The organism is Providencia zhijiangensis (assembly GCF_030315915.2).
Lineage (GTDB): Bacteria > Pseudomonadota > Gammaproteobacteria > Enterobacterales > Enterobacteriaceae > Providencia > Providencia zhijiangensis.
In genome coordinates this window covers 829,250-850,313 of sequence record NZ_CP135990.1, presented here as the reverse complement: position 1 = coordinate 850,313, position 21,064 = coordinate 829,250, and the positions used below count along the sequence as shown (strand labels likewise).

The following is a 21,064-nucleotide window of genomic DNA, read 5'->3' as shown; positions in this document are numbered from 1 at the left end:
TTTTCTATGTTCGTTTCACTAAAAAAATACAAAAAAATCATCAATAACCATTTGAGCACCTCATACTTATTTATCTGCCTTTTTGTAATACCAAGCACTCATGCCCAAGAGGGAGAAAATTACTATTTTCCACCTTCTTTGATCTCTATCGATTCAGATCATATTGCTGATTTAAGTACTTTCGAAAGCCAAGGTTCACAATTACCCGGAACCTATGACGTTGATGTTTCATTGAATGGCAATCTCAAGTACAGAAGAAATATTACCTTTGTCAAAGCACAAGATTGCCAAAAACATGATGACCAATTACCTAAATTCGTAGCAGACCAAACAGGGTTAATTCCACTGTTAACGCCACAGGAACTGGCTGAGCTGGGAGTCAATATTGATAGCCTTCCATTGCTGCAATCGGACAACCATCAATGTATTCCTCTGGCGCAATTGATCCCTAATGCGAGCACTGAATTTGATTTTCCAAAAATGAAATTAAATATCAGTATTCCACAGATAGCGTTAAACAATTTAGCCAAAGATGAAATTCCAACTAACCAATGGGATGAAGGAATTAATGCACTATTTACCAGCTATACATTAGGTGTCACAGATAACCAATATCAGCACGATTTTAGTAAAAACATCTACTTGAATCTAAGAAATGGCGTCAATTTAGGGAGCTGGAGATACCGTGATAACCGTACATGGACCAGCTATAAAAGCAAACATAATCAAGAAAATAATTGGCAACATCTCAACAGCTATGTCGAACGAGGGATCATCCCTTGGCGAAGCCGCTTAGTATTAGGGGACAGTTCAACCAATAACACAGTTTTCGATTCACTGACGTTTCGCGGCGCACAATTACGAACAGACGAAAGTATGTATCCGTCTAGTCAACAGGGGTTTTCGCCGATTATCCGCGGTGTGGCAAACAGCAATGCGACCATTGAAATTCGCCAGAATGATTATTTAATCTACCAAGCTAATGTGGCACCTGGTGAGTTTGCTATTACCGACTTAAACGCCATGAGCTCGAGTGGTGACTTGCAAGTCAGTATTCTTGAAGCTAACGGCGATATTCAATCATTTATCGTGCCCTATTCCTCTGTTCCCGTGTTATTACGAGAAGGTCGAATGAGTTATAGCCTAACTGCTGGTGAGTTTCGCTCAGATAACAGCCACTATGATACGACTCAATTTGGAGAAACGACGCTTATCTGGGGAGCATCTTCATTAACCACGCTGTATGGCGGCGTTCAATATGCCAAAAATTATCTGGCAGGAGCGGTCGGTACCGGCTTTAACTTAGGGACATGGGGGGCATTTTCAGCAGATATTACCCATGCTAATAGCCAATTAACCGATGGGAGCCGCTATCAAGGGCAGTCACTGCGTTTTCTATACGCACGAGCTTTCCCTGAAACCGGCACAAATCTCCAACTCACAGGGTATCGCTACTCAACCCGAGGCTACTATACCCTACAAGAAACCTCGCTAAATCGGATGTCTGGTTGGCTATCACAAAATGAAACCCTTGATACCAATGGCGAACTGAAAACCAACAATACCGACTATTTTAATCTTTACGATAATAAGCGTGAAAGAATACAGACCAATATCTCACAAAAGATAACGGGGGTTGGTTCCATTTATTTAACCGGTGTCCGCCAGAGTTTTTGGGAGCGAAATGGCAGTTCGGTTTCCATACAGTCGGGGCTAAGTAGCCAGATTGGCGATATTAATTACACGCTCTCGTATGGATTAAATAAAAATGTTGATCAATACGACGTAAAAACAACGGATAGGAATATTTTCTTAACGGTATCCATCCCGTTACAGAAGTGGTTACCTCAAGGAGCGCCGTCAATGTATGCCTCTTATAGTGTTAACCACGATAACCAAGGAGAGTTAGTCCAGCAGACCAGTTTAAGCGGAAGTTTACTGGCTCAGCAAAACCTGAATTGGAACGTTGCTCAAGGTTATTCTTCAAGTAATGGGAATGATGGGAATATCAACTTAGCCTACCAAGGCGGCTATGGAAATACTCAAATCGGTTATAGCTACGGTCAGGATTACCGTAAAGTTTCAACGGGTATTTCTGGTGCAGTGACTCTGCACTCTGACGGTATCATTTTTAGCCAACCCCTTGGTGAGACTAATATTTTAATTTCCGCACCGGGGGCGAGCGATATTCCTGTTGAACATACCAGTGGTGTGAAAACAGATTGGTTCGGTTACACCATCAAGCCTTACGCAACGCCATATCGTTTAAATCGCATTGCACTAGATAGCAGCGAATTAGATGAACAGACGGAAATTGAAAACAGCGTTCTTACGACTGTGCCTACTCGTGGCGCTATCGTCAAAGCAAACTTTGTGACTCGCCAAGGTGCTCGCGCATTAGTTCACATCGTAAAAAATGGCAAAAGCTTGCCTTTCGGCACCTTGGTTTCGATTAGGCACCAAACAGCAATTGTGAATGATGATGGACAGGTTTATTTATCTGGGCTCGAATCCTCTGGCGAATTAACCGCTAAATGGGGACATGACGATGAAAACCAGTGCCAAGCCACGTACTCGTTACCTGAAAATGCAGATCTGCAATCATTAATTCGATTCGATGTTAATTGCCAATAACCATTGGTCAATAACAAAACTATTTTAATCATTTATTTAAATAACAGGCTTAATATGAATTTAATTATCAATAAACTCGTAAAATTAATTTTGGTCGTCACCTGTGTTGGTGGCGCAAATATCAACTTAGCCAGCGCGGAAAGTGCAAGTGCGTTAGTTAAAATAAAAGCGACTGTTTTGGCAGGCTGCACACTTGATGCACCCGAGATAGTTTCTTTAGATAAAATTCCGAGTTCTGCATTTAATGGTAAATTAACCGGAAATGACTTAGACGCTTATTCTAAAAAATTCACGTTGACCGCTACTTGCTCAGGAACCGACAAATATAAATACACCTTCAAAGCAAATGAAGCGGATGGTTCCTGTATTAAAACGGACGCTGACTTTATGCGCTACTGCTTAAAATTCGATGAAAACTATCTTGATTTATCGTCGACAACAGCAACTTTGGAAAGAGACAGCACCAAAGATGGGGATAAGACAGACATCACTGTCGTTCCGCAGGTAGCCTCTACATCAAGTACCCCTGTTGGTGACGTTAATGGACAGATTACTGTCACTATCGAGCCGATGTAAATTGCAAATTAACCAGTAAGGTCAACAACATTGCGCCAGTTATTTATTTTTATTATTTCATTATTGCCGCTGTCTGTTTATGCAGAAACAACATTTATTCTAAAAGAAACTAAAAATGAATATATTGAAGATATTCAAGCTCAAGGGAGAAATAACTCCCTCTCATTTATGGTGGATTACAGTAATCCTAATGGAACATCAGGTCCATTACGAACAGCATGTTGGTCAAGCATTGAAGAAATGAAAAATGATTTCTATAGTGAAGGGTTGGGAATCTATGCAGAAACTTTTAATGATGGAAAAATTAAACTTAATGGAAGTGGTAGCGTAAAAAATTTCTTTGGTGGTGATAATTCGATTAGTGGAGTTGCATATATAAACAGCCTCTCGGGATTTGACAATGATACATGGCTTTTTTATTGTTCTATAGTTACAAACTCCGCTAGCCAAGTACTATTTAGACCAACAAGTGTCACCTATACCATTATTAAATTACATGCGTCGAGTATGGCGTATCCTCATATCAGGGCACCTGCTGTCATTGATTTAAAAACCTGTTCACCCAATGACAATCTAGAAGCGGTTATTCCATTAACGGTAAGCTTTGTGGGATATATAGGACAAAGTAAAAAAATGGAGTTAACCGTAAAATCTCATGATTTGCCTGATGATTTTGATATTGTTCTTGATAACCAAAGTATTCTTAATACTCAGCCCCAAGTCATTCAAATGCCAGCAGGGCAAAAAGAGAAACAGATTGAAACTCACCTAAAAGGAACATGCCCAACTCAAGCAGGGGAATATATTTGGAATGCAGAATATATTACGACCATTCAGTAAGCTTGAACTCGTATTCTATTAGTCACTCATTAATATAAAAAATCCGCCTAATGGCGGATTTACAATCAAAAATAAATGTAGAAAAGAATAAATAAAGAAAAGATATTAATAATATCAAATTGATATCCTAACTTGTTTTATCAAAATAGCTTTCAATATCCTTGTGAGTATCACTTAGCTTCACATTTGGAATTTCACCATGATAATCATTATTCAGCTGGAATCTTAACTCACTGAAAAAGTCCCCAAAATCAAAATCTAAAATAAAGAGAACACTTAATAATGTATCAACAGAAATACGGCATTTTCCACACTCATATCGCGAATAATGCTGCTGTGAAATACCTAATTGGTTAGCTACCTTAGATCCTGAGAAACCTTTCTTTTTACGAATTCGTTTCAGTTCTCTACCGATTATTACGGAGTAAACATGATTTTCAGGTTTACTATCTTCATCTTCGCTCTTCATATTTTATATATCTCCCTGTACTGGAACGATTAAATTAAAAATTTAATTTTCGATCCTACTGATAGATAAAGTTATCCATTATGAGTGACTTTGATGGTGTCATTATTTTGATTTTTAAAACCGTAACGACTTAATGGGGAAATCACTAACTCCTGTACTGTGTTTTTCACATTAATAGTTTTGCTTTCATTCGGTCTTAAATAAAATTGATCAATTGTATAAGCGTCATTGCTCGGTAATGTCGTGACTGAAGGTGATAAGCGAATAACTTGATCCCCTGTATTCGTCAACGTCAGTTGATTATTTTTTTGATTAACGGTGATATTTTTCCAAGGCGTTTGGCTTAATACCCCATTTGCAGGCGTAATCAACATGGCCACATCTTGGCGAATAGGCATTTTTGCAGAGTTTTGCTTAACGGCACCGACACCTTGGAAAGAAACACGCAAAATCTGTTCTTGTTTTAAATCTAACCCTTTCTTTAAAACAAAATTAATTTGCTGGCTTTCATTTGGTTCAATTCTAACAATTGGCGGAGATACCATAATATCTTTAGCCATAGGCTGCGAACCCTCTAAATCAGAGACTTTTGTTGATAATAAGATAGGCTCTTTCGATGTATTTTTTACACTAAATACTTTGCGCTCTTCACCTGCATCTAAAATAACAGTCATCGTTTCTAATTGGAAACTCGCTTTTGCAGATACACTCATTAAGCCCATTAAACTTAAAAATGCGATATAAATTAACTTTTTCATTGAAACCTCAAACTTGTATTCAAATAATATTAAGATTATTGGCAGATAGCATCTGCCTCTTCATAAAGTGATTCAGCGGAAAAAAATTCCGGCACGTTATATTTAATAATGCAATCATCAGAGTTAGGTGAGCGTAAAATAATGTCATCACCAATTTGCTCATTACTGAGTAATAAATTACCTTCCCCCATGATGACGCCCATATAATCACCTTTTTTATTAAGTACACTGGCACCAAAAGGAACGTCATCACCATTGGCCATTTTGATGCTCAACAATAATTGGCGCATTGTGGTTGCCTGAATGCGCTTCGTCATGACAGTCCCTCTCGCCGCCGCAACGTCAAACGACGTCGTATCCAAACGCACATTCAGGGGCAGTTTCTCTGTATTTAAGTGCACCGTAGACTTTTGGTTCTTTGGTAACGATGAAATCACTGCCGTCCCAAAATGATTCGTTATCGTGGTGCCACTACCCATCGTGTTGACTCTAACCCCTGGTGCATCCGGTACGTACACGATGCCAAAGGTGTCTCCTAAAGGTACCGATGATGTTGCAAATAACCCATCGGAATACGCCATGCCGCCTGATGCAGAGACCGTGACTGAGTGCGTATTATTCTGGGACATCGAACCGCTCAGCGAAATATTGCTATACGCATTGGCATTATTAATACTGCCATTCACTACACTCGAGCCATCATTACGACCAGCGCCAACGGAATACCTTAAATTATCGCTGACTTGCTGATTGTAATTTGCCATTACCATGGTTTTATCTTGGTAATATTGACTCTGCATACTGACACTTTTTCTCTTACCTAACGGCATCGATGCATTAATAAAAATTCGGCTATCTCGGTCATCACCCGTTTGGTAACTCACATTCATCGAAATACCTGCAATTTTTCGGCTATAGCCTGCTGAATAAAAAACGGTATCAGATTTATCGCCATAAAAATGATTATGGTTTACGTTAGCGCTAAAGCGCCCCCATGTAACATCACCCCAACTTGCAAATAACGAAGAGGTAGTTTGTAATTCTCCACTAAACCATCTATTCGTATTTTCTTGCTCATCCTGAGCGGGTTGCTTTTTTAATAATGAACTATCCAAGGTTGGAAACTTATTCGTACGATATAAAACAGATGCCCCGAATGTCATTTTTTCAAATGCAATATTGCTATTGAAATCGATCTGCTCCCCACGCTTTTCATTATTTCTCGCACTTTGAACACCAATCCCCGTAGAAATCGGCGTTGAAAAATCAAAATAAGAGTTAAGTCGTCCACTCACCGCTTGAAATTGATTTGAATAAAGTAAGCCTGCGCCATAATTTGACATGCCATATTGCTGGCTTATTTCTGCACTGCCAATAATGGGTTTATCCGTTCGCAGATCACTTTGGCTACGATAACGCCCCACTGAAAATTGATAACTCATGGGCGAAACCGCAGTTTGCTGGTTGGCTGTCACCACCTGAAACTGCTGTTTTTCACCATTATCTTGGAAAACAGTGACGTCCAGAGGTGAGCCAATCACCACATTATTAATACGATTTAACTCAAAAGGCCCCGCTGGCACCATCGTTCGATATAGCAGCCGTCCATTTTGCTGAACTTCAACCGTTGACGGTGTACTTGCAAAGCCAGTCACCGGAACAACTAAAACATTCGAACCTTGCAAAGAGCTATCTGAGTAAATTTGCACACCATCCAGCGGTGTTCCCCCAAAAAATGCGCCTTGTGTATTAAGTTGCCCGATATCTAATAACGACTGCAAAGGTTCGATGCTTTTTGACAGTACAGTTTCATTAAATTGATATTGTGATTTTGAGTCTCCAGCAGAAAGGCTACTGTTATTTCGTAAAACCCAATTCTGCCAGTTAATGCCTGTTTCAAACTCTCCTTGGTAGAAACGCTGGCTGTAATTACCGTTAATATGCATACCATATAATTGATAGTTACTGACAACACCAAACCCACCGTACGTTAACTCATTACCTTGTAACTTTGGGTCTAAATTCTCTTCGGCAACCACCATATCTATTTGGTAGGAGCTAGGAGATAATGCAATTTTTGCTTCAGGGTAAATTTGTTCGAATGTATTACATCCATCCGTTAAGTTAACTTTTTTTAACCTCAACTTACTCATTAATCCGTCAGTCAGGCAAAGCTCACCGTTTTCATTGATTTCAATATTCGCAGTATATTCATTACTGCCATTTAATTTTATGGTGACATCATGATTTCCAGGTAAAAACTGATTACCCTTCATAAAGAATTCAGCGACTTCTGCCCCATACCCTAGTGATTTTAAAGAGTCGATATCAAAATTAATTGACGATCCTGCTCCACTCTTTACTGATTCAGATGCATCGGAATTATTTACATGCAGTACGACAAAAATTAAAAATAGCTGGCAATAAGAAAATTTATTTTTCTTATTCATTATTATTTTTATTTCCAATATAAATTACTAAGAATTAAAACTATATTCCAAATGAAAATATAATATCTGCGCTACCATCTAATTCCACAGCATCAATAATTGGACCATTGGTCTCTTTAAGGCTGTTTAATATAGGCTTAACGGCTATATTAACGGTGAAGTTTTTTCCACTGGATAATACGTTTTCATTTGTAAACCATGCGTATTTTTTCCCTTTTAATACCGCTCCTTGAGTGCGTTGAAATGGCCCTAAGCCTTCCACAGCACCGACTCCAACCGCTTGACCATCCACTTTAGGTTGGTTAAGTATCAGCTGATAATTCCCTAATCGCCCTTGGTTATTCACTTTCCCTAGTCCAAAGTAATCTTCGTTTCCCAACTGTGATGAATCACTTCGGTTATCCGAAAACTGAACAAGCAATTGAGTTGGCGTATTACACGATACTTGCCATGTTTTGGTAATCTCGGGTACTTCCGTTGCTTTAACTGCATTAAACTGGCGAGCATGCAATTGATTAAATTGATATTGCCCGCCATCAGGGATAACGATTTCACACGTAGGGGGTGACTCAACCTGTTCAATAATATTTCTATTTTGAAAAGTATGCGAATAAACTGCTTCACTAAAAAACAGACTACAATATATAAATAACAATATAGTTTTATTAGTTACTGGAGTGACAAATAAACGCATATATTCCCCAAGAAATAAATCTCATTAGAATTTAATTAAATACCAAAGTTAAACGCCAGCACAGCCTCTGCTTGATAATCAACGTTAGATGTTAAATCAATACCGGCTGCCGTTAATTGGTTGATTGAGCTAATATAAACGCTAGTTGTTACAAAATCCGCAGAGAATACTTTTCCTGCTGTTAATTTATTGGCGAATATTGTTGAGCTCTTTGTACCAAAACCATTAAGTATTTTCTTAGTCATGACAGAGTTATTTGCTGTAACACCATCACTTGCAATAAAAGCAGTTTTAGAATCAATGGTGACATCAGAAACAGCAAACATCACTGCGCCGACGGATTTATCTGGGCTATCCGAATGCACCATGAAAAAGTAACTATCACCAGATGCTGTAGGCCATGGTGTACTTTGATACGTATCCGTTGCACGATAGGTTAAATATGTCTCCGCATCACAAGTCACAGTGACATTCTTTTTAACCGGTGATTGTAATACCGTATAGGATGTTTGGCTTAAATATCTTGGTGATGTTTTTGCTAATTCAAAAATAACATCTGACTGTTCATTTCCATTAATTAAACAGGTTGGCATTGCAACTTTGCCGGATACTTTTATATTTGCAGTTGTATTGGCAAATACAGCTGGAGATATTAACACTGTCGAGAGTATTAATGGTGTTATTTTTTTAATCATAGTTCCGTTCCATAATGAATAGATATAAATTTATATCTATTCATTTCAATCAAAAAATTAGAGAGAGAAAGCAAAGGCTAATGTTGCATGACCATCTAATTCTGCATCACCCGAGCTAGTTTTCAATTCAGAACTCAGCGTTGGTTTTACATCAAAGTCTGCTGCAAAAATTTGCCCTGCTTTTAATGTGCTTGCAGCTGTTGCCCACGCCATTTTTTTCGTTTTATCAATAAACATTGTTGTGCCATATGTGGCTCCATTCGAAATACCGACGGTTTGAGCAGCACTTGAAGAATCCGCTTTGACTGTTGCATTCTTCATATTGATTGTATAGAAACCAACTTTTTTATCAGTATCAAACAGGCCTAAACCAAAGTTATATACACCCGCGGTTAATACAGAACTCGCACGGTTATCAGTAGAGGAGAAAGTTAAATAAGTCGCTGCATCACAAATCACTTCAATGCTATTTGTTTTTGCATCAAGTCCTAAATTACCAGAAACAGGAAACATTCCAGGTGACACATCAAATACATATTCTAGGTCAACTTCATTCTGCCCTTTAATAGTACAAGTTGGTGGTGTAATTGAACCTGACACTTTTAAATTTGCTACGGGTGCCGCTGCTAATGTCGCGCTTGAAACAGAAATTAAAGATAATGCAATTATGGTTTTCTTAAACATGAAATAAATCCTATAAAATAAGAATAATATTTAAACGAATAAAACCCCTCCTATTGGAATTTTAAAATTAAAATTCAAACAAGAATATTTTAGATATTTAGTTGGTTTTATTTATTTTCAATATCGGTTTAAAGCTAATAAACCTCATCAGCCTAATTAACTCGATGGAGCCATTATAAGCATATATTTTTAGAATTTGAATTAGCCTAAATAAAGCAAATTATTTAATTTTGCTTTATTACAAAGTATTTCAGCATGTTTCATCATAGAAAACAAACAAGTAAACTCAATTACTCGTTTTAAGATTATCTGTTGAATATATTTAAACCTAGAATCATCATAAAAAGAATACAAATACAGTGTTTTATATCAAATATACTTTTTATTTGTTCCGATTAGCGAATAATTACAATTTAACACATATACAGAGTAAAAATAAAAGGTCGATAATTGACAAAAAAAGACAGAATTGATTTTATTTGATTATAAATCAAAAGGATATAAACAAACAACCAAGTAAACCATTCACACTTATAAACAGTAAACTAACGAAACCATACAAAACTGTGAAGTTACACCAAAATCAAAACCAAGTTGTTACACTGACGAAGAGTAAAAATAGTGGCTTTATCTAGTCATCCTTTTTCAATGTCATATTTAGAGCATCTTTATATGATTACTTCTACTTACTTCTTGTGTTTTATACTAGTAGCTGATTTTTATTTGGTGGATTATAAAGCCATTATCTTACAGTTTGATAATTTATTTTTTGACTTACGCTATAAAACAGCCAGATATAATGTAAGCAATAGTAAAAAACGCCTTTTATTTTTTCCGTTTCTTTCTCGCCGTCACACTCTTTTTCTTTTTATCTTCTCTGCTTGATGACCAAATCTCAATGTAATCCATGTTCGTTAAGAAAAAGACAATACAGCTTCCTAAAACCACCATCCAAACTAACATCGCTTTTGGAATATTATCGAAGCGGAAAATTAATAACAGCGGAATAAGCACCATCATGCTGATAAACATCGAGCTCATCATGCCCAATACCACAGGAGCGATGAATTTCTTCATCCCAACCACTCTCATCACCAACGTGAAAACAATACAGGCGGGGATCATGCCAAACGTGGCAAACATCACGATCAACCCCGGCTCCCCTTTATTCACCAACCAATCGGTGAAACCAAACCATGAAAAAGGAATGGTGATCATGATGCAGACTCCTGTTGAACATACAGCAAGGGAATATCTTTAAAACGAAATAAGAGCGTAAAAATGAGATTCGGGAAAAGACGAATATTGGTGTTGTATAACGTGACCGTTTGATTAAAAAATTCTCGGCGATCCGCAATTTGGTCTTCAAGCCCTTTCGCTGATGTTTGTAATGCTAGTAACGCCTGCTGGCTAATCAGTTTAGGGTATTTTTCTGCCAGTAAAAAAATCGGCTTTAAATGTGAGCGAAATTGGTTTGCAGAATCCACTTTAACGTCGAGCTGTTCCGTGGATAAATAATGCTGACGGCTTTGCAGTAATTCGCTAATTAAACGCTTTTCATGGGTCATTGCCCCTTCCGCTATGACTGTTAATTGAGGCATTAAATCTGCCTGTTTTTTTAGGAGCACATCAATATTGGCAAACGCTTTTTCGCAGTTATTTTTCAAGAAAATAATATTGTTGTAGATCCCCACAATATAGCGAACCAAAATGGTGCCTATCACGGCGACAAAAATCCAAAAGATAATCTGATTCATATCATTCACTGTCAGATAACGAAATTTGGTTAAAATGAAGCGTTAAATATCCATCTTGATAACTCACTGGCGTCATTAATATTAACGCAATCAGAATAGCTGCAATCATTGCAGTTACCCCGATGTTCCGGCGCATTGGCGCGGATTTATTCCAGCTAGTCACATAGTCTGATGGTGAAACGCCTAATAACATGTGTGGCGCTTTACGGGTGATCACCACTTTACCATTCTCACTGTCCGCTGAACCAATCAATAAATAACTCTTCCCGCTTTCAAGCAAATACTCTTTATAGCGCCGGTTACCACTCTCAAAATCCTGATGGGGTATTAATCCGATATGGACAAAATAGTCAGGTTCACAAATAACTTTCACTGAGCCAGTATCATCCGTAATGGTGAAATCATGTAGCTGAACACTGCTGTCTCTGAGGGTATAACTTTTTTTACCTTCTTTATCGGTAGAAATAGAATATTCATAATAGAAAGCACCATAACAGCTGCGATTACCCAACTTACTTTTAACTTCCTTTCCTGATGTTATTTTCCCTTCTACTTCTACGAGCCCCATCGCAATTGAGCGAATTTTTGAAGTCGCGAGGTTTTTTTGAAACTTTAGAAAGCGTTTTTCGGGGGTATTTTGAATAAAACTGAAAACAAACAATAAGACGAAAGCCACAAAAAAGAGGCGAATATCGATAAAAAAGCCCATGGTTAAACACCCGGCTAATGCCGTGCCAACAAGGGTTTTTAATAATGCGGTAAACTTTGAGGAGCCTTCCTTTTGCAAGCGTTGATAGCGATCATACGCACTTTCCGTTATTCCAACGACAATACGACTAGCCGCAAAAGCCATCCCTACAGCCACGGCATAGAAAAAGTAGCGTTCATATTCGCCAGGTCTCGGCGAGATAGTTTCCCATGCCCCAAATAGCACCGCAGTAAAAGGAATGATGCCCCAGTTTAATCTACGCTTTTTGGAATATTTTCGGTCTAAATAAAAAAGAATGCCGCCTAATGCGGCACCTAGAAAATAGTAGATATTCACAGATGATACCTTTAACGGTGATTATGATTTGAATTGAACACCATCATATTTTTTCTCAGCCTCAGAGATTTCCAATAAAGGCAACGCAGTAAAACCAAAAATATTGGCAAAAATACTGTCTGGGAACATTTGGATCGCCGTATTGTATTCCGTTGTTGCGTCATTAAAGCCTTCGCGGCGCTGAGCGATTTTATCTTCCACTTCACTTAGTGCGATTTGTAATTGGGTAAACTGTTCACCCGATATTAGCGTTGGGTAGTTTTCAGCAACCGCCACGAGGCTTTTTAATGCCTTATCCATTTCATTCGATGCCGCAATTTTTTCATTCACATTTTTAGCGCTGAAATAATTTTGGCGAGCATCACTCAATGAGGTAAACAGCGCTTTTTCATGATCCATGGCTTTTTCAACTATGGTGACTAATTGGGGAATCTGATCCACGCGCTGTTTTAAAATCACATCAATATTGGCAAATTGATTGCTAACTTGATTCCGAGTACTCACCAAGCGGTTATAAATAGAAATTCCCCATCCCGCTAAAATAAGCAGTAAAACCAGAAGAACAATCATTGTCGTTGCCATTTTTATGCCTTTTAATTAAAAAAATCATTAATGCAGAGATATTTAATTTAAGTTATCGATATAACACTTTTTATTCAATCGGAAAAATAGCAAAGAAAAGGATTAATAGAGATTTATACGCCACACCAAATCGATCGCGATCACATTAATGACGCAAACTAATTCAAATTTCACCTTAAAATGTTAGCTGAAATGTTTTTTCAAAGATTCTTCACTTCTGAAAATAACGAAACTAATTATACTCTTTCGAAAATCATCGAATCCACTATAGTTTGCATTTTATCTGTCAAACAAACCTCATAAACAAAAGAGTTCTTAAATAAAAAATAGGATTTGAATCACAATTATCACTTTTTTATTTAGCTTCTCTCAAAAATGACGACGTCGTCATATTAAAAACTAAACAATTTATTTATAACAATAGAGCATCACTTTTCTCACATCATTATTATTTTTAGCCGTCAAGCGTTACAAAGAGAACGGTTTAGTTACAAAAGCGACGTTTAATGTTGACGTCAACATTATAGCCAACATCCAGAATGAGGTTATTAGAATATGAGTACCCTACCTGAAAAAATGAAAGCTGTTGTATGTCATGGTCCCCATGATTACCGCTTTGAAGCAATTAAAAGACCAACACCAGGGTTTCGTGAAGTGGTCATCAAAGTCGACGGATGCGGTATCTGCGCAGGTGACTGTAAAGCGAATGATGGCGCTCAAATGTTCTGGGGTGAAAACCCATGGATCAAAGCCCCTGTCGTACCGGGACACGAGTTTTACGGACGCGTTGCTGAGCTGGGTGAAGGTTCTGGTGAAAAATATGGTCTGAAAGTGGGCGACCGTATTTTAGCGGAACAAATCGTGCCTTGCTGGGAGTGCCGTTTCTGTAAGTCAGGCAAATATTGGATGTGCGAAACCCATGATATTTACGGCTTCCAAAAAGAAGTTGCCGATGGTGGGATGGCTGAATATATGCGTTTTTCTGAGCGTGCCATTATTCACAAAATTCCAGATGAGCTTTCAGAAAAAGATGCCGCACTGATCGAGCCAATGGCTTGCGCCATCCATACCGTTCGTCGCGGTGATATCGATTTAAATGACGTTGTCGTTATCGCCGGCGCGGGTCCACTGGGTCTGTGCATGATCCAAGTCGCAAAACTCAAAACCCCGAAAAAATTAGTCGTTATCGATGCTATCGATGAACGCCTTGAATTAGCGAAGAAATTTGGCGCTGACGTGGTGATCAATCCACTGAAAGAAGATGCCATCAAACTGGTTAAAGAGATGACTGAAGGTTACGGTTGCGACGTGTATATCGAAGCGACTGGCGCACCAATCGGCGTGACTCAAGGGTTAGAAATGATCCGTAAACTGGGTCGCTTCGTCGAGTTCAGCGTTTTCGGTAAAGAAACCACCGTAGACTGGTCAATTATAGGTGACCGTAAAGAGTTAGATATCCGAGGTGCTCACTTAGGCCCATACAGCTACGAGGTTGCCATTGACCTATTTAGCCGCGGGTTAGTATGTGCTGACGATATCGTTACCCACTTCTACTCAATCGATGATTGGGAAGAGGCATTTGTTATGGCGAAATCGGCAGACTCTATCAAAGTCGTTATCAAGCCATAATGCTGTTGTAGTGCAATATAGTGAAATGCAATATCAGCATAATTAAAGTAAGTCATTAATAATCATAAATATTAGCAGTACCCTATAACACTAAAGGCTCTTTAGGAGAACATCTTATGTTGAGTAAATTTAAAAAGTTAGCTGTTGCAGCAAGCGTTTTAACACTGGGCATGGCTTTTAACGCGACAGCAAAACCTGTTTCTGTCGGAATGTCTTTTCAAGAACTGAATAACGAATATTTCGTGACCATGAAAGAGGCTTTAGAAAGCGCAACAGGTGAAATGGGCGCTCAGCTTTACATCGCTGATGCGGCACACGATGTCTCAAAACAAACGAGCGACATCGAAGATATGCTGCAGAAGAAAATCGATATCCTGCTGATTAACCCAGCGGATAGCGTGGGTGCAGAAACGGCGGTATTAGCGGCGAAAAAAGCCGGTGTCGTGGTCATTGCTATCGATGCACAAGCTAATGGTCCAATCGATTCATTCGTTGGATCTAAAAACTACGAAGCGGGCCTAATGGCGGGTAAACGTTTAGGTGAATCATTAGGTGGTAAAGGTGAAGTTGCTATCCTTGATGGTATCCCTGTCGTGCCAATCCTTGAGCGTGTTCGTGGTTTTGAAGCAGCCATGAAAGAGTATCCAAATATCAAGATTGTGACCAAATTAAACGGTAAACAAGAGCGTGATACTGCGATGAACGTCACTGAAAACATGCTGCAAGCTAACCCTGGCTTGAATGGTATCTTCAGTGTGAACGATGTGGGTTCTTTAGGCGCATTAGCGGCCATCGAATCTGCGGGCCGTGATGTGAAACTGGTGAGTGTTGATGGTTCTCCTGAAGCCGTCGCTGAAATTGCCAAAGGTAATTCACCGTTTATCGCTACCTCTGCACAATTCCCACGTGACCAAGTGCGTATTGGTTTAGCCATGGGCTTAGCAAAACACTGGGGAGCTAACGTACCTAAAGAAGTTCCTCTGGATGTTAAGTTAATCGACAAAACCAATGCTAAAGATTTCCATTGGTAATCGGTAAATCAACAAGTAAATAAATAAGTCTAACTCGGTATTGCGTCTGTGGATTATTCACTGGCGCAATACCGTTAATAAAAATAAATGACACTCTGTTTATTGGCTTATTTTGACTATTTAATCGTTTTATCTTTCCAACTCGCTTTGTTACCCATTTTTAAGCGGTAAAGAAAACAAGGGAAGCAACATGATGCAATTGTTAGCATTAAAAGATGTCAGTAAAACTTTCCCTGGGGTTAAGGCGCTAGATAATATTAATCTCTCTTTAGAAAAAGGAGAGGTACACGCACTGCTGGGTGAAAATGGTGCGGGTAAATCAACGCTAATGAAAGTGCTGTGTGGAATTCATAAACCAGATAGCGGGAAAATACTTATCGAAGGCGAAGAGCACACCTTCCATAATTATCGTGATGCCATTAAAGCGGGCGTCGGCATTATTTTCCAAGAGTTTTCGTTAATCCCTTATTTGAATGCTTTTGAAAATATCTTTTTAAACCGAGAAATTAAAAATAAATTTGGCTTATTAGATAGAAAACTCATGCGTGAAAAAGCGCAGATAATTCTATCTGAGTTGGGCGTTAATATTGATATTGATGAACCCATTAGCCATTTAAGTATTGCTGAGCAACAATTTGTGGAAATTGCCAAAGCGCTTTCTCTTGATGCCAAAATATTGGTATTAGATGAGCCAACGGCAACATTAACCCCCAAAGAAGCCAATCACCTATTTGATGTGATGCGTGATCTGAAAGCAAAAGGCGTCGGCATGTTCTTTATCTCTCACCACTTGGAAGAGATTTATGAAATTTGCGACACCATTAGCGTATTGCGAGATGGTCAATATATTGGCTCCCGCAAGGTAGATGATACTGACCTTGATGTGATCATCGAAATGATGGTGGGTCGTGAAGTCGAAAATATCTACCCGCCAAAACGTCATTTTGATGGGCAAGAGGTCATTCTCGATGCTCAAATTCAACGATTTGCTTCTAGCCCAACCAATCGCATTCAATTGAAAAAAGGCGAGATACTCGGTCTTGCAGGATTAGTCGGCTCAGGCCGCACTGAAAATATTCTCGCCATGATAGGCGCAGATAAAGCCTACAAGAAAAAAGTGGTTCTCGAGGGGAAAGACGTCAAAGTGAAGTCTGCGGCGCAAGCGCTCCAGTTAGGCATTGGCCTTTTACCTGAAAGCCGTAAAACCCAAGGGTTAGTTTTGCCATTCTCAGTTAAAGAGAATATTTGGCTAAATAACCACGCCCAGAAGCTGTTCTTAATTCAAAACAAAAAAGAGCATTTGTTATCTCTTGATTTAATTTCGCAGGTCAAAGTTAAAACACCAGAAGCAGATACAGCGGTTTCAACGCTTAGCGGCGGAAACCAGCAAAAAGTGGTGATTGCACGTTGGCTGAATAAACAAGCCAAAATTCTTATTTTCGATGAGCCAACACGGGGTATCGACGTCGGAGCAAAATCAGAAATCTATCAATTAATGCGTTCACTCACCGAAAAAGGGATCTCAATTATTATGATCTCCTCCGAGCTGCCTGAAGTTATTGGCGTGAGCGATCGTGTTTTGGTGTTTCGAGATGGAGAAGTTGCTGCTGAATTAAGTGGGGACGAGATTAACTCAACCCAAATTATGTTACATGCGGCCGGCAATATTATATAGGATCATGACTATGTCTAACCAAAGTACAATTCCACTGGCGAAGAATAAATTTAATTTTGCCAAATTAACCAAGATACCGGCATTTTTACCTCTCGTTGGGTTAATTATTTTATTTGCTTGTATGTCCATTTTTAATGAACATTTTTTAACGGTAAATAACTTATCCACTATTGCCCGCCAAGTTTCTATTAACGCAATCATTGCTATCGGGATGACATTCGCCATCTTAACCGGAGGAATCGATCTTTCCGTTGGGGCGGTGATGGCGCTATCCGGTACATTGATGGCTGGATTAATGAAATATTATGGTATGGACCCTTCCATTGCCATTGCACTGGGTCTGCTATCTGGTATCGCATTTGGATTTATTAATGGGATTTTAACTGCTTACGGTAAAATGCCGCCGATTATCGTGACTTTAGGCGCCATGATCATCGCGAAAGGCTTAGCGCTAATTTACACCGGTGGTTACCCTATTTCTGGCTTACCTCAAGAGTTTGCTTTTTGGGGACGTGAAGAATTAATGGGAATTCAAGTACCTATCCTGTTAATGCTGGGTCTGTATCTGATTTTTTATGTAGTGCTTAATCATATTCCATTCGGTCGCTATATTTATGCGATTGGCGGTAACGAAGAGGCTGCGCGTTTAAGTGGTATCCGCGTTGAGCGCTACAAAATGTTGGTGTACGTCATCAGTGGTTTCACTGCCGCATTTGCCGGACTGATTTTTACCTCTCGTGTTATGAGTGGTCAGCCTAATGCCGGTGTAGGTTTTGAGCTTGATGCCATTGCAGCAGTAGTTTTGGGTGGAGCATCTATCGCAGGTGGTCGCGGGATGATCATCGGTACATTGATCGGTGCAATGATTTTAGGTGTGCTGAACAATGGCTTGAACCTATTGGGTATTTCGCCGTACGTTCAATATATTGTAAAAGGCTTAATTATCTGGGGCGCAACCTTAATTAGCTCAATGAAGCGTTAATTTTCACGCTGTTATGAGAAATAATAAATAAGGATTTCATGATGAAATCCTTATTTTTTAATCGTAAGTTACGAGTTTGCCATTGACGAAAATTTGCTTGGAACCCGTTTCTTTGGTGGAGCCACCTTCTATCTCTGCAAACAATAATTCCGCTGTTCGTTTACCTAAATAAACTGAGTCATGGTGAACGCCTGAAATCGATAAATGATAAGTATCAGCATAAGGTGGTAAGTCCACCGAGAAATAACGGCAAGATAATCCGAGTTCAGAAATAATTTTGTACATCCCCGCGGTAATAATTCCGTTTAACCCCACAATATACATATTGGGTGTATAGAGCTCTTTTATTTTTTCTCTTAAATACTCTTCATCTTTCTTACTAAAAATATAACTGCTGTACAGGACATGAATATTTTTACGGTTGGTAAATTGGTCATAAATACCCGCTAAGCGTGAAAGGCTAATTTCAGAATGCTCAGGCCCCGAGACAATTAAGGTATTTTCACTACGTTGCTGATTGAGATATTTACCGGTTAATGCCCCAATTTCAAAGTTCTTCAAAAACAGCCCAGGATAATCTTTACCGTAAATAGAACGGTCAACAAAAACCAATGGGACTTTATGCTGATCAATCAATGACAAATAACTCGGTTGATAGGCTTTATCGTCACGAACAGGTGAAAGTAAAATGCCGCTAGCCTTATAGCTAACTAAGGTTTCAATGGCGGTTTGTTCGGCTTTTTCATCGCTATCGGTATCAAAGATCATCACCTGATACCCTTTCTCTTTCGCTAAACGGGAAACCGTCTGGATTAATACCACATAGAATGGGTTAAAGGTACTGTCCGTGACAACCCCAATAATTCGGCTATTTTTATTTTTTAAATTCCGTGCAAATACATTGGGGACATAATTTAACTCTTGTGCGATAGCGAGTATTTTTTCTCGCGTCTCTTTTTTTACCAATTCTGGGTGATTAAAAGCTCGAGATACCGTAATATCGGTCACATTCGCGCGTTTGGCGATATCAATGATGGTTGTTGAACTATCTTGTTTAGTCATATTTATGCTAGTCAACCTGTAATGATTATTGTATTTGGTAGGGTATAGCGTGTTCTGTTGATGTCGCTGCTGAATAAGAATTGCGATTAATCCATTATACCTATTTATCATTGAAGATAAATCAGTTTTCTTTCTTATACATCAAACCAATAGCATCTTATGCCTAATATTCTCAATTTGAATCAAGCCAAATATAAAAAATTGTTTTAAAAGTAAAAAAACTGAAAAACCACTAATAAATGAGTAATGGGAATGAATTTATTATATTAACAAACTGGGGATCCCATTAGTATTTATAAAAACAAAAATTGAATATAATAAATATAATGAAACAAAAACAACCAATAATGAAAATATAGTTTGAACAATATTAACAGGGATGTAGCTAATCAAAAAACGCCCCACAACCAACCCAAAAACGCAGGCTAAAATAAAGGTTGCACTCACTTCTAATGGATATTCAAAACCATTCAAGATATTAATTGAAATACTAATACTGCCAATGAGGAATATCACCATTAGCGAGGTGGCAATAATACTTTTAAGGTTTAAGTTGGTGAACTTTTTCATCGCAGGCACAATAATAAACCCACCACCTACGCCTAATAGTCCCGTCAGTAATCCAGCAACTAATCCAATTCCTCCTAATATAGATGCCGTTTTGATATTCCAAATAAATTTTCCGGTTTGCTGATTTATTTTGCACGGGGCATCATCATCTTCAATTACTTTTTTAAAAACAATACGATATGCAACCAGCAGCATCACGAGGCTAAATGCTAAAGTCAACCATTGAGGTGAAACAATTTGTGCTAAATAAACGCCATATTTGGCGGTAGGAATGCTAATTAACGCAATCCAAATAGCCGCTTTATAACGAATATTCTGCTGAATGAGCCCCTGAATAACGCCAACCAATGCCGCCAATGTAATTGCCAATAATCCCACTGGTGCGGCAAGTGCGACGCCCCATCCTTGAGATGTCATCAATGCAGGAACCGCTAAAATACCGCCACCAGCGCCCGTTAATCCTAATAGGCAGCCAATCACCAAGCCTTCTAATATTAATGTGAACATAGCAGCCTATTTTCTATTTGAGTAATTAGCGGTGAAAGTTGAAATTCCCCTGCCATTAAATCCACAAGACGAGAATCCTGGAAAAGCGCAATGGAAGGTACGGATTTAATTCCATACTGAGGAGCTATCGTCGGGGATTGGGCAATATCTACTATTCCAAAATTTATACGACCACCAAAATTTATACGTCCACCAAAATGCGGGCCATTATCAGAAAAGTAATCCGTGAGTTGTAAATAGATAGGCTGCATGGTCTTACATGGCTGGCACCATGATGCACAAAAATAGATTAACGCCCATTGCCCGCTCGGCTGCATCGGGTCAGATAACAGCCGGCTAAAATTATCGCTACTAATAAGGGGAACGGCGGGCATGTTTTTTCCTTTTACGCTGAGCATCACATCACCGACTGTATCAGCTCAGT

General features: G+C 38.8%; 20 protein-coding genes. 7 read left to right on the top strand and 13 right to left on the bottom strand.

Annotation, left to right across the window (positions count from 1 at the left end):
* Positions 1-6: 6 nt before the first annotated feature.
* The 3 genes from QS795_RS03745 to QS795_RS03735 are packed head-to-tail and all read left to right on the top strand — an operon-like array spanning position 7 to position 4,050.
* Positions 7-2,634: a fimbria/pilus outer membrane usher protein gene (locus QS795_RS03745; RefSeq protein WP_286270981.1), complete on the top strand. Its 2,628-nt coding sequence runs from the start codon at positions 7-9 to the stop codon at positions 2,632-2,634.
* 54 nt (positions 2,635-2,688) lie between these two features.
* On the top strand, positions 2,689-3,210 hold the full coding sequence (locus QS795_RS03740) for a hypothetical protein (RefSeq protein WP_286270983.1): 522 nt from the start codon (positions 2,689-2,691) through the stop codon (positions 3,208-3,210).
* A gap of 30 nt (positions 3,211-3,240) precedes the next feature.
* Positions 3,241-4,050 (top strand): hypothetical protein, encoded by an 810-nt coding sequence (locus QS795_RS03735; protein WP_286270985.1) that lies wholly within the window; start codon positions 3,241-3,243, stop codon positions 4,048-4,050.
* A gap of 127 nt (positions 4,051-4,177) precedes the next feature.
* Here the strand turns inward: QS795_RS03735 and QS795_RS03730 are convergent, their stop codons facing one another.
* The 10 genes from QS795_RS03730 to QS795_RS03685 form a co-directional block, all read right to left on the bottom strand.
* Positions 4,178-4,519, bottom strand: coding sequence for a helix-turn-helix domain-containing protein (locus QS795_RS03730; RefSeq protein ID WP_154604502.1), 342 nt, complete (start codon positions 4,517-4,519; stop codon positions 4,178-4,180).
* Positions 4,520-4,590: 71 nt separating this feature from the next.
* A complete protein-coding gene (locus QS795_RS03725; protein ID WP_154639417.1) occupies positions 4,591-5,277 on the bottom strand; it encodes a fimbria/pilus chaperone family protein in 687 nt (228 codons plus the stop codon).
* Between the two features lie 35 nt (positions 5,278-5,312).
* Positions 5,313-7,727, bottom strand: a complete 2,415-nt coding sequence (locus QS795_RS03720; RefSeq protein ID WP_286270988.1) for a fimbria/pilus outer membrane usher protein — start codon at positions 7,725-7,727, stop codon at positions 5,313-5,315.
* 40 nt (positions 7,728-7,767) lie between these two features.
* Positions 7,768-8,421, bottom strand: a complete 654-nt coding sequence (locus QS795_RS03715; protein WP_286270989.1) for a hypothetical protein — start codon at positions 8,419-8,421, stop codon at positions 7,768-7,770.
* A gap of 35 nt (positions 8,422-8,456) precedes the next feature.
* Positions 8,457-9,116, bottom strand: a complete 660-nt coding sequence (locus QS795_RS03710; protein ID WP_286270990.1) for a fimbrial protein — start codon at positions 9,114-9,116, stop codon at positions 8,457-8,459.
* 57 nt (positions 9,117-9,173) lie between these two features.
* Complete coding sequence (locus tag QS795_RS03705) at positions 9,174-9,800, bottom strand: DUF1120 domain-containing protein (protein WP_154604497.1); 627 nt, start codon at positions 9,798-9,800, stop codon at positions 9,174-9,176.
* An 825-nt stretch (positions 9,801-10,625) separates the two neighbouring features.
* The gene (locus QS795_RS03700; protein ID WP_286270992.1) at positions 10,626-11,018 is read right to left on the bottom strand and encodes a hypothetical protein; all 393 of its coding nucleotides are present in this window, start codon (positions 11,016-11,018) and stop codon (positions 10,626-10,628) included.
* Complete coding sequence (locus QS795_RS03695) at positions 11,015-11,557, bottom strand: LemA family protein (RefSeq protein WP_318626878.1); 543 nt, start codon at positions 11,555-11,557, stop codon at positions 11,015-11,017. Before QS795_RS03695 ends, QS795_RS03700 begins: the two co-directional genes overlap by 4 nt.
* 1 nt (position 11,558) lies before the next feature.
* Entirely contained in the window at positions 11,559-12,602 is a 1,044-nt protein-coding gene (locus QS795_RS03690; protein ID WP_230086746.1) for a hypothetical protein, read from the bottom strand.
* Between the two features lie 21 nt (positions 12,603-12,623).
* Positions 12,624-13,184: a LemA family protein gene (locus tag QS795_RS03685; RefSeq protein ID WP_286270996.1), complete on the bottom strand. Its 561-nt coding sequence runs from the start codon at positions 13,182-13,184 to the stop codon at positions 12,624-12,626.
* A 555-nt stretch (positions 13,185-13,739) separates the two neighbouring features.
* Here QS795_RS03685 and QS795_RS03680 point away from each other — a divergent pair.
* The 4 genes from QS795_RS03680 to QS795_RS03665 all read left to right on the top strand — a co-directional run bounded on the left by QS795_RS03680 (position 13,740) and on the right by QS795_RS03665 (position 18,501).
* Positions 13,740-14,813 carry a zinc-binding dehydrogenase gene (locus QS795_RS03680; protein WP_036954051.1) on the top strand — a complete coding sequence of 358 codons (1,074 nt, stop codon included), beginning with the start codon at positions 13,740-13,742 and terminating at the stop codon, positions 14,811-14,813.
* A gap of 170 nt (positions 14,814-14,983) precedes the next feature.
* Complete coding sequence (locus QS795_RS03675) at positions 14,984-15,844, top strand: ABC transporter substrate-binding protein (RefSeq protein WP_414153954.1); 861 nt, start codon at positions 14,984-14,986, stop codon at positions 15,842-15,844.
* Between the two features lie 190 nt (positions 15,845-16,034).
* Entirely contained in the window at positions 16,035-17,519 is a 1,485-nt protein-coding gene (locus tag QS795_RS03670) for a sugar ABC transporter ATP-binding protein (protein ID WP_154604493.1), read from the top strand.
* A gap of 10 nt (positions 17,520-17,529) precedes the next feature.
* On the top strand, positions 17,530-18,501 hold the full coding sequence (locus tag QS795_RS03665; protein ID WP_036954045.1) for an ABC transporter permease: 972 nt from the start codon (positions 17,530-17,532) through the stop codon (positions 18,499-18,501).
* 57 nt (positions 18,502-18,558) lie between these two features.
* Here the strand turns inward: QS795_RS03665 and QS795_RS03660 are convergent, their stop codons facing one another.
* The 3 genes from QS795_RS03660 to QS795_RS03650 form a co-directional block, all read right to left on the bottom strand.
* Entirely contained in the window at positions 18,559-19,563 is a 1,005-nt protein-coding gene (locus QS795_RS03660; RefSeq protein ID WP_154604492.1) for a LacI family DNA-binding transcriptional regulator, read from the bottom strand.
* Positions 19,564-19,824: 261 nt separating this feature from the next.
* Entirely contained in the window at positions 19,825-20,640 is an 816-nt protein-coding gene (locus tag QS795_RS03655) for a sulfite exporter TauE/SafE family protein (RefSeq protein ID WP_286271001.1), read from the bottom strand.
* Entirely contained in the window at positions 20,628-21,014 is a 387-nt protein-coding gene (locus QS795_RS03650; RefSeq protein WP_154639410.1) for a thioredoxin family protein, read from the bottom strand. The genes QS795_RS03655 and QS795_RS03650 overlap by 13 nt, the downstream gene beginning before the upstream one ends.
* Positions 21,015-21,064: the final 50 nt, after the last annotated feature.